This is a genomic window from Burkholderiales bacterium (assembly GCA_013695435.1).
Lineage (GTDB): Bacteria > Pseudomonadota > Gammaproteobacteria > Burkholderiales > JACMKV01 > JACMKV01.
This window is the reverse complement of sequence record JACDAM010000083.1, coordinates 1-8,507: the sequence shown is the minus strand read 5'-3', so window position 1 is coordinate 8,507 and position 8,507 is coordinate 1. Positions and strand designations below refer to the sequence as shown.

The window sequence follows — 8,507 nt, the reverse complement described above, 5'->3', positions numbered from 1 at the left end:
GATGCGAACCCGGTAGCGAACACGATGCGCTGCCGTTTACTCTTCTCATGCTAATTCTGCCTTCCAACAGGTGGTGTGTCGATTTGGGCGGTCGATTGGCCGATCTCCGCGGAGTATGGGATGAACTTGAACGGGTTGAACTCCTGATACTTCTCCATCAGCTTGAGATAGGCCAGCTTGCGTGCCGCGTCCAGTCGCCCGCTGTTCGCGAAACGAGGTTGCGTCCAGCGCAGCAGCGCGGCGGCGGTTTCGTGCTTGCCGTCGGCGATCATGCGCTCGGCCGCGGAAGCGAGCTGCGCGTCGGAGACGCCCAGGTAGTCCACCAGCGCTTCACCGCGGTCGGCGTCGGTCAGAGCATCGAGTCCGTGCAGGCCGTTCTGCCAATAGCCGCTGTTCTGGTCGAACAGGCGATTGATCATGTTCTCTCGCAACACCAGGTACGCAAGGTGAACGCTGGAGTCGCTGCGCTCGAGCGTCGGCGGCACCGGGTTCGCTGCGTGGATGGCGCCGCGCTCTTTTCCTTCTTTCATCGCACGCAGAACCTCGTCACGCAGCCAGACGAGTTGCACGCGCAGATCGTCCAGCATCACGGTCGACGGGAAAATGCGCGTGAGCGGTTCATGGCCGTGCAGCAGATGGCGCGGCTTGAGGGCATGGACCTGCTCGATGGCGGCGAGCAATCCCTCGGCGCTTCCTTCCTCCAAAACCGGCGAGCCGAGGTACGGCATCAGGATGTCGCCGACGAAGAGCACGCCCTGCTCCGGCATGTGAATCAAAAGCGATACTCCGCGGAGATCGGCCAATCGACCGCCCAAATCGACACACCACCTGTTGGAAGGCAGAATTAGCATGAGAAGAGTAAACGGCAGCGCATCGTGTTCGCTACCGGGTTCGCATCTGGTCGATTCCGCGCCGGCAACCAAATTCCTGACCTGCAAATGTCCAGCCGCATAGCCTGATGAACCCATCTCCGACCATTCGCATGCTGGGTGCAAACGACGCCTCGGTCCTGGACTGTGTGGCGCCAGACGTTTTCGACAACCCAATCGACCCGCGCTGGCCGGCCGAGTTTCTCGCCGACCCCAGGCATCACATGGCGGTTGCGCTGCTCAGCGGGCAAGTCGTCGGCATGGCATCCGCGGCATTACGTCCATCCCGACAAACCGCCCGAGCTTTGGGTGAACGAGGTTGGGGTGGCGCCGTCTCACCAGGGGCAGGGTATCGGGAAGCAACTTCTGTAGGCGTTGTTCGCTCGCGGACGAGCGCTCGGCTGCAGCGAAGCGTGGGTAGGGACCGGAGAAGCCAACACTGCTGCGCGTCGTCTCTACGCGGCGGCCGGCGGGCAGGAGGAGGCGATGGTTTATGTCACGTTCCGGCTCGCGCCGGAAGGCCCGACAGGCAATCCGCGGGGCTGACGACGAGAACGTCCGCCGCGATCCATCGTCGCACTCATCGGTTCAGCAAAAAAGGGAACGCGCCAATCACTCAACCATGGAAGGAGATCATCATGGGCAGACCTGTCGTTCACTGGGAACTGATGTCGAAGGATCCGGCAAAAGTTTCGGCCTTTTACGAGAAGATCTTCGGCTGGAACATCCAGCATATGCCCGAAATGAACTACCGGATGGTCGAAACCGGCGGCGAAGGCGGGATCAACGGCGGCATCGTGCAGCCGGATCGCGACGGACCCTGGCCCGGCAATATGCTTTTCTACATCGATGTCGACGACCTTGCCGCCTATCGCCAGAAGGTCGTCGCGGCCGGCGGCAAGATTCACGTCGAAGAGCAGGAAGTGCCCGGCATGGGCGTGTTCTCGCTGTTCACGGATACCGAAGGACGGATGATGGGGCTGTGGAAGCGGGCTGAGAAGTAAGCAAAACGACGGCGGAAGCTGCTACAGATCGCCCACCAATTGCGTGTAGCGACGGGCGGCCGCCGTGAGTCGAAGCCGCCCGCTTCGGCGGAAACGTTCGGCGCCCATTGGTAGGTGGCGAACAGGATGCCGGCGGCGATCGCCCAGGGGATCAGTTTTGCGGGATCTAAGTTCATGGTTGGTTCCTTCGTTGAGAGCGAGCGAAGGAAGCCACGCCGCGGCGGAGCGCGTGAAGGAGCGGTAAGGGTTACGGTTACAGAAGAATTCGCGGCATTGCGCGGGCGAATTTTTCACGTTTTCTTGTAGTGGAAGCGGCACTGCGCGATAAGGACCTGACTTCCTTTTACTTGATAGACCAGCCGGTGCTCATCGTCCACCCGGCGCGACCAGTAGCCGGCGAGCTCGTGTTTCAGGGGTTCCGGCTTGCCGATGCCGGTGTACGGGGTTTGCTGGATTTCTTCGATGAGGCGGTTGATCCGCTTGTGGAGCGCTGGCTTGTTTTGCGAGAACCAGAGGTAGTCTTCCCAGGCTTGGTCGGCCCAGACGAGAGCAGCAGGTTTCGCCGGCGCCCCTTGCCCGCTTCGAGTTGCGCCAGTGCGCTTTTCAGGCGGCTGGCGTTTTCGGGGGCTCGCAGCAGGTACGCGGTTTCTTCCCATGAATGGTAGTCCTCAAGAGACATGAGAACGGCCGGCGCCCCGTTCTGGCGAGTGATAAGAAGCGGTGCATGGTCTTCATTGACCTGGGTGATGGCTCGCTTTAGTTCCCTGCGCGCTTCCGTGTAAGAAATGGTTTTCATGGGCTGTACAGAAATAGGTACGTCCATCATTCTAACTGAATTCCGTAGTGCCGCGTTTCACTTCGCGGTGCGCATGTCGCGCTCGATCCAGGCGAGCTCTGGCAGCGTGCGGATATTTTCGATATCGACGCTGAGCACATTGGCCATGGTGCGCATGTCGTTTGCGTAATTGAGGCGCCCGGTGCGCACGTGCGAGGCGTTGCCGAAGAAGTGTTGTCGATCGCCGCCGGACGCTGCGAAGCGCCGTAAACGCGGAGAGCGCAATGTCGGGCCTTGCGCTTGCCCATCGTCGCCTGCGCGAACACGAGCGCGAAGCGGCCGGATGGTTGTCAGCGCGCCCTCCGCGTAGCCTTGAACGAGCGCAGCGGATGATCCACCGGCACCCGCTCGTCCGGCGAGAAGCCGAGCACATGCTCTCGTGGGTTGACTGCACCGCGCATCATTTAGGCGAACGCAAGATTTCAATCGACATTAAGGGGCCAATCTGACTTCCAGCAGCGCGCAGCCAGTGATCATAACTGTCGACGACGCGCAGAATGTCTCCGGTTTGCTGCAAACCCCGCCCAAGGCGCGCGCCTGTTATGTCCTCGCGCACGGCGCCGGCGCTGGCATGAACCATCCGTTCATGGCGGCCGTCGCGGAGGGGCTTGCACAGCGTGGCATCGCGACCTTGCGCTATCAGTTTCCGTTCATGGAGCGCGGCTCGAAGCGGCCCGGTGCGCCCAAAATTGCCCAAGCCACGGTGCGCGCGGCGGTCGCGGCAATGTGCCGCTTGGCGCCGGAGCTTGCGCTGATTGCAGGCGGCAAATCGTTCGGCGGACGCATGACGTCGCAAGCGCAGGCGGCGTCGCCATTGCCGGGAATCCGCGGCATCGCTTTTCTCGGTTTCCCGCTGCATCCCCCCGCGCTGCCGTCCGACGAGCGCGGCAAGCACCTGTTCGACGTGCGGGTACCGATGCTGTTCATGCAGGGAACCCGTGACCAGCTCGCCGACTCGCATCTCCTTGGGAAGCTCGTCGAACAGCTCGGCGTGCGCGCGACCTTGCAGCTTTTTGCCGACGCCGATCATTCGTTTCATGTGCCGGCGCGCAGCGGACCCTCGATTCAGGCATTCGAGGGCAGGCGCAAGGATGCGGAAATCAGGGCCGAAATGCTGGATGCGCTGGCGGGCTGGATCGACGATCTGCTGATTGTAAAAAAATTCTGATTCCGCTCGCACAGGAATGATAAAAAACTATTGGCGCAGGAAGGAAGCGATCGCGTTGTCATTTCGATGGTCGGCACGACTTCGCGGCCGGTCTTGCCACCGCGCGCAAGGCTGATGTAGGATTTGTCTAAATTGTAATCCGTTGTATACTTATTCCCACTTTTACTACACAGTAGTACGGTCGCCATGAAGACCATATCCAGGTCGGACACAATTTATTTCACAGTAAAAGGCCAAGTCGTCATTCCAAGCTGGCTACGCAAAGAGTTCGGAATCGAGAAAGATACGCGCGCGATCGTTTACAAAGAAGGCGACCATATCGTCCTGAAGCCGATGACCAGGGAGCAACTAAAGAGCCTGCGTGGATCGCTCAAGGGCAAAGGCGTGTTGCAAGGGCTGATGGCCGACCGCAAGCGCGAGCGGGAGCTTTGATTGGCGACCAAGGTTCTCGACAGTTGGGCGCTGATCGCTTTTTTCGAAGATGAACCGGCCGCGAGCACAGTGGAGCAGCTTCTCATCAAGGCCGAAGCTGGCACGCATCGCTTGCTGTTATGCATCGTGAATTGGGGCGAAATTTATTACACGACGATGCGCGAAGTATCGCAGGAAAGCGCCGAGAAAATCGCAGGAGAGATCGCGAATATGCCGATCGAACTCATCGGCGTAGAAACGGACCTGGTCCTCGCGCGCCTAGCGGCGGCGTTCAAAGCCAGGAACAAACTGTCTTATGCCGACGCCTTCGCCGCTGCGCTGGCGAAGCTAAAAAATGCGGAGCTCGTAACCGGCGATCGCGAATTCAAGGCGCTTGAAGGGCAAATCAAGATTGCGTGGCTAGGTTCTGATCCCCCGGCTGAATGAATCTTCTCAGGTGATCTATGGCAAGAGCTTTGGCGCCGACGAAAAGCGAAGGTCTTGGTCAGACGAATAAACTACCGGTATCTCTTTATCGGGTTTTTGGAGGGACAAGAACAAAGTTCCTTACGAAGAACTCAAAACAAATGGGTCAGACTCCGCTGCGTTTTCAGCCTGGACTGAGTCTGCTACGGAGATTCTTCAGGTAAAAGGACAGACCAGGTCAGCGCAATAAACGCGATCAGGCTCAGGTCGGCGCCGGCAGCGTGCGAGTACTCCCATCGGGTTCGCAGCGCCATCCAGTTATCGGGCAGCATCGTCCAGTTATTGGTCGCCTGATTCGCCGGATAAGTGAACATCCAGAACACGATCTGGGTACCGGCGATGCACAGGAATGCGATCAGGGTCAGCGCGAAAACCCCTCGCTCCTTGCGCACTTTGATGGCCAGGATCAGGGTCGACGCGAGTGCGCCGAATACGACGAAGCCGAGCAAGGCCCAGCCGCGATAAATTTGCTGGACAGTCAGGTAATCTTCGGCGGGCAGGTTGATTTTGTTCAGCGGCTCGAGTAAATGCGCCATCGCCGGCGCGAGCGTCAGAGCAATAAACAAAAGACTCAGAAAGCGCATCGTTTTAACTGGCCTGCTCCCGCTTTCGCCGCGATCGATTTATTTTCGGACGCTTGTCTGCGATCAAGGTTCGATCGACGCATTCGCCAATCCCGGTCAACAGGCTCCGTCAGTTGTTTGCAGATCGGCCCGACCATTACCCACTCATACGCTTGCGATTTGCTGCTGACGTGTGACGGCCAGGTTTTCTACTCCGCCGTGAGCAACTCGAGAACGTGCCCATCGGGATCGTCAAAATACACGCCGCGGCCGCCGCCGCGATGATTGATCTTCATGTCCTCTCGTGAGAACGGCTCGCTTCCGTGGGGAATGCCTTCTGCCTTAATGCGCGCGAAGATCGCATCGAACTCGTCTTCGCTCACTTTGAAAGCGTAGTGATGGATCGCGACTTTGTTGCTGTCGGCAAAGTCCAAAGTCAGCGCATCGTTAACTCGCACCGGCGCGAAGTAACCGACTTCGCTTTCGTCGAACGCAAGTCCGAAGATTCTCGCGAAAAACTTCGCCGACGCGACTTTATCGCGCGCGGGTACGACGGTGTGATTGAGTTCGATGGCCATAGCTCCTTTCCTGGTTAGTCGGGCTCACCCCGCCCGTAATCGTATGCTGCTTTGACGATACCGAAAACGATTTCCAACCCCGCCGCGTCGCGCGGACCGGACACCATAAACGTCCGGCACGACGGATGTCCGGTCGGATCGATCAGGCGGAGAACGACGGTCCGACGCGCATCACGGACTCCGAACATCTTTCTGCATGAGCGCAACCAGCGCGCCGGCGATGAGGATTCCCACGGAAACCGCCAGACCCGTGAACAGACTTCCGGTGGCGTCTGACAAAGCACCGGTTACGAGCGGACCGATCGTCTGACCTGCTGCGAACACCAGCGTGAAGCCGGCAACTGCCTTGCCCCACGCCGCGGGCGGCAATCCTGTTTTGAATACGGCCGTCCCCACTGCGGGCGGAATGAAGAAAGCGCCGCCGAACAGCAGCGCCGACAAAATCATCATTGGCAATGAAGGTTGCACGAGCGGCAGCAGCGCGCCGAGTGCCACGACCGCGAGGCATGCGGCCATCGCCTGGCCGCCGCGCCAGTTCGCCAATACCCTGCGCCATGCCCAGGGCGAGAGTATGGTCGCCAGCCCCAGGACTCCCCATACTAAGGCGACTTGCCCGGCGCTGCCGCCGTGTTCCCGCATCCAGGCGATGATAAAAGTCATGTAGGCGATGTAGCCGAGAGCAAACGGAAAATACGACGCCAGCAGCGGAAAGAAAGGTTGTTTGCGCCATGTCGCTGCGCCGCTGTTGTCACCGCTCGCCGCAATATTTCTCGTCGCCCGCGAGGTCAGCAAGCAGGCGGCCAATGAGGCGGCCCGCATGCCGATCCATGCGACGTCCGAAGCTTGATTTCCCCAAGCTGCAAAAGCCACGGAAGCGTGACCCCGGAAACAAATATTCCCAATCCGCCGCCGGCAAAGTTCAACGCGATAGCGGCCGCCGAGCGCTTCGCGTCATGCGTTGCGAGGTGAGCGACGATTATGCTCCCGCAGATGAAAACGACCGCTCCGGTCAAGCCGGCGACAAAGCGCAGCACCAGCAAATCGACGAAGCGAGCGGTTAATCCCGAGAGGATGAGCGCGGCGGCGGTGAGCCACATGGCATGATTGAAGAGCGTCTTCGCCTGTACGCGGCCGGCCAGACGAAACGCAACGAGCGCCCCGCAAAGATAACCGAGCGCGTTCGCGGTGTTCAGCGAACCCGCCTGGGTATAAGACCAGCCGAGTTCGGCGCGCATCGGCGGCAGAATCAGAGCATAAGCGAACCGCGCCAGACCGTTCGAGACGGCGGGCCCGAGCGAAAAGGCAAGGGCGATCAGCAGAGCGTCGTTAGCTCGGTCAGCGCGCATCAGCCGCGCTCATCTCGCTTCACCTCCGCGTAGTACTGCGTCGCCTCCCGACGTTCGTACATGCCGTAATCCCGAATGACCCGGATATGCCGGTGGCGCAACGATGAAGCACTGGCGAACGGTTGCGGCGTCCACGCTCGCGCCGCACGCGCATCCTTCCATGATCCTAATAACAGGAGCTTGCCCGGGTTATAAATGCTTTCGAAGACTTCGTGGTCGACCAGTCCTCCAATGCCGGTATCGAGACCGAGCTGAGCAGGCAGCGCCGCAGCTTGTCCCGCCGATGAACTCTTTTCCGCGAGACTGGTTTCCGTGATTGTGCATACCTTCGCCGCGCCGATGCTGGTTTCGTCGAATCGCATCTCGTCGACCGACCCGCCTGCCGGCGGATGACTATCCGCGGTGACCTCGCCGACGCGCAGATGGTAATCCTCGAAAACTTCGAAGCGTCCTTTCTCCTGCACGGTATGGTGCTCGCCGTGTGTTCTCCAGCGTACGACCGCTTTCTCGTCTCGCCACGTCGACAGCGACAGGATGCGGCGCTCGTTTCGCTGGTTGACGAAGCGTTCGTTGTCTATGAAACCGTCGATGGCTTCCAGTATCGGCTTCAGGTGTTTGGCCAAGTCGAGATATTCGTCCTTGCGTTCCTTTTTCGGCTGTACTTCAAAGATGACGGCAAACATAAATTCTTGTCTTCGGGATTTCTCGGATGCCGTATTCGTTTGTAGTTTCATGTTACCCGTCGCTCAACCGGTCGGCACATCAGACTGTTCGGCGATCATCGAAGTGTTGGAGCGCGCGCGGGCGCACTGGATAGGCTACATTGGTCGTATCTACCAACCGAGATGCAACGATGACCACTCCGGAATTGGCCGCGGTCGCTCGGCTGATTGGTGAACCGGCACGGGCGGCGATTTTGACCGCGCTCCTCGGCGGGCGCGCGTTGACAGCCCTTGAACTGGCGTGCGACGCCCGGGTGACACCGCAAACGGCGAGCTCGCATCTGCGTCGGCTGACCCATGCTTCAACGATCGATATCACGGAGTAAAGGGTCAGCCTAACAACCGGTTGCAGCGGACGGCGTTCCGCCGTCGCTAAGCCGGGTTGTCAGGCGGCGGCGGGCGATCGGATGCGGTCGGCGTTCGATGACCGCGCCCGCAAACCGGTGGCGAGCCGCTTCGCCAATGTGGTACAAAGTTTGGCATGAACACACGCCCGTCAATCGCCGAGATGGAAAAGGCGTACCT

The 8,507-nt window shown here is 59.8% G+C and carries 13 protein-coding genes and 2 pseudogenes; 6 read left to right on the top strand and 9 right to left on the bottom strand.

Translation table 11 applies throughout. From position 1 onward, the window contains the following. Positions 1–50: 50 nt before the first annotated feature. Positions 51–803 carry a hypothetical protein gene (locus H0V78_05115; protein MBA2351174.1) on the bottom strand — a complete coding sequence of 251 codons (753 nt, stop codon included), beginning with the start codon at positions 801–803 and terminating at the stop codon, positions 51–53. A 155-nt stretch (positions 804–958) separates the two neighbouring features. On the opposite strand from H0V78_05115, the pseudogene H0V78_05110 reads away from it, so the two are divergent. Next, positions 959–1,241: pseudogene (locus tag H0V78_05110) on the top strand (GNAT family N-acetyltransferase). 266 nt (positions 1,242–1,507) lie between these two features. Then, positions 1,508–1,873: a VOC family protein gene (locus tag H0V78_05105; GenBank protein MBA2351173.1), complete on the top strand. Its 366-nt coding sequence runs from the start codon at positions 1,508–1,510 to the stop codon at positions 1,871–1,873. A 290-nt stretch (positions 1,874–2,163) separates the two neighbouring features. Here the strand turns inward: H0V78_05105 and H0V78_05100 are convergent, their stop codons facing one another. The 3 genes and pseudogenes from H0V78_05100 to H0V78_05090 form a co-directional block, all read right to left on the bottom strand. Further along, the gene (locus tag H0V78_05100; protein MBA2351172.1) at positions 2,164–2,529 is read right to left on the bottom strand and encodes a Txe/YoeB family addiction module toxin; all 366 of its coding nucleotides are present in this window, start codon (positions 2,527–2,529) and stop codon (positions 2,164–2,166) included. After that, positions 2,448–2,669: pseudogene (locus H0V78_05095) on the bottom strand (type II toxin-antitoxin system prevent-host-death family antitoxin). Before H0V78_05095 ends, H0V78_05100 begins: the two are co-directional and overlap by 82 nt. A 57-nt stretch (positions 2,670–2,726) precedes the next feature. Continuing rightward, positions 2,727–2,933, bottom strand: coding sequence for a hypothetical protein (locus tag H0V78_05090; GenBank protein ID MBA2351171.1), 207 nt, complete (start codon positions 2,931–2,933; stop codon positions 2,727–2,729). A gap of 220 nt (positions 2,934–3,153) precedes the next feature. On the opposite strand from H0V78_05090, the gene H0V78_05085 reads away from it, so the two are divergent. The 3 genes from H0V78_05085 (at position 3,154) to H0V78_05075 (ending at position 4,734) form a co-directional block, all read left to right on the top strand. After that, on the top strand, positions 3,154–3,876 hold the full coding sequence (locus tag H0V78_05085) for a dienelactone hydrolase family protein (protein ID MBA2351170.1): 723 nt from the start codon (positions 3,154–3,156) through the stop codon (positions 3,874–3,876). Positions 3,877–4,062: 186 nt separating this feature from the next. Next, complete coding sequence (locus H0V78_05080; protein ID MBA2351169.1) at positions 4,063–4,308, top strand: AbrB/MazE/SpoVT family DNA-binding domain-containing protein; 246 nt, start codon at positions 4,063–4,065, stop codon at positions 4,306–4,308. Then, entirely contained in the window at positions 4,309–4,734 is a 426-nt protein-coding gene (locus H0V78_05075) for a PIN domain-containing protein (GenBank protein ID MBA2351168.1), read from the top strand. Between the two features lie 182 nt (positions 4,735–4,916). Here the strand turns inward: H0V78_05075 and H0V78_05070 are convergent, their stop codons facing one another. The 5 genes from H0V78_05070 to H0V78_05050 all read right to left on the bottom strand — a co-directional run bounded on the left by H0V78_05070 (position 4,917) and on the right by H0V78_05050 (position 7,943). Then, entirely contained in the window at positions 4,917–5,357 is a 441-nt protein-coding gene (locus H0V78_05070; GenBank protein MBA2351167.1) for a DUF1772 domain-containing protein, read from the bottom strand. A 188-nt stretch (positions 5,358–5,545) separates the two neighbouring features. Next, on the bottom strand, positions 5,546–5,914 hold the full coding sequence (locus H0V78_05065) for a VOC family protein (protein MBA2351166.1): 369 nt from the start codon (positions 5,912–5,914) through the stop codon (positions 5,546–5,548). A gap of 171 nt (positions 5,915–6,085) precedes the next feature. After that, positions 6,086–6,733, bottom strand: a complete 648-nt coding sequence (locus H0V78_05060) for a YbfB/YjiJ family MFS transporter (GenBank protein ID MBA2351165.1) — start codon at positions 6,731–6,733, stop codon at positions 6,086–6,088. After that, positions 6,700–7,260, bottom strand: coding sequence for a YbfB/YjiJ family MFS transporter (locus tag H0V78_05055; protein MBA2351164.1), 561 nt, complete (start codon positions 7,258–7,260; stop codon positions 6,700–6,702). Before H0V78_05055 ends, H0V78_05060 begins: the two co-directional genes overlap by 34 nt. Then, entirely contained in the window at positions 7,260–7,943 is a 684-nt protein-coding gene (locus H0V78_05050; GenBank protein ID MBA2351163.1) for an antibiotic biosynthesis monooxygenase, read from the bottom strand. Before H0V78_05050 ends, H0V78_05055 begins: the two co-directional genes overlap by 1 nt. A gap of 170 nt (positions 7,944–8,113) precedes the next feature. On the opposite strand from H0V78_05050, the gene H0V78_05045 reads away from it, so the two are divergent. Continuing rightward, positions 8,114–8,308, top strand: coding sequence for a helix-turn-helix transcriptional regulator (locus H0V78_05045; protein MBA2351162.1), 195 nt, complete (start codon positions 8,114–8,116; stop codon positions 8,306–8,308). Positions 8,309–8,507: the final 199 nt, after the last annotated feature.

Coding starts and splice junctions, on each gene's coding strand:
- H0V78_05105 (MBA2351173.1), top strand. CDS start 1,508: ATGGGCAGACCTGTCGTTCACTGGGAACTGATGTCGAAGGATCCGGCA.
- H0V78_05050 (MBA2351163.1), bottom strand. CDS start 7,943: ATGTTTGCCGTCATCTTTGAAGTACAGCCGAAAAAGGAACGCAAGGAC.
- H0V78_05060 (MBA2351165.1), bottom strand. CDS start 6,733: ATGCGGGCCGCCTCATTGGCCGCCTGCTTGCTGACCTCGCGGGCGACG.
- H0V78_05070 (MBA2351167.1), bottom strand. CDS start 5,357: ATGCGCTTTCTGAGTCTTTTGTTTATTGCTCTGACGCTCGCGCCGGCG.
- H0V78_05080 (MBA2351169.1), top strand. CDS start 4,063: ATGAAGACCATATCCAGGTCGGACACAATTTATTTCACAGTAAAAGGC.
- H0V78_05065 (MBA2351166.1), bottom strand. CDS start 5,914: ATGGCCATCGAACTCAATCACACCGTCGTACCCGCGCGCGATAAAGTC.
- H0V78_05100 (MBA2351172.1), bottom strand. CDS start 2,529: ATGGGAAGAAACCGCGTACCTGCTGCGAGCCCCCGAAAACGCCAGCCG.
- H0V78_05045 (MBA2351162.1), top strand. CDS start 8,114: ATGACCACTCCGGAATTGGCCGCGGTCGCTCGGCTGATTGGTGAACCG.
- H0V78_05055 (MBA2351164.1), bottom strand. CDS start 7,260: ATGCGCGCTGACCGAGCTAACGACGCTCTGCTGATCGCCCTTGCCTTT.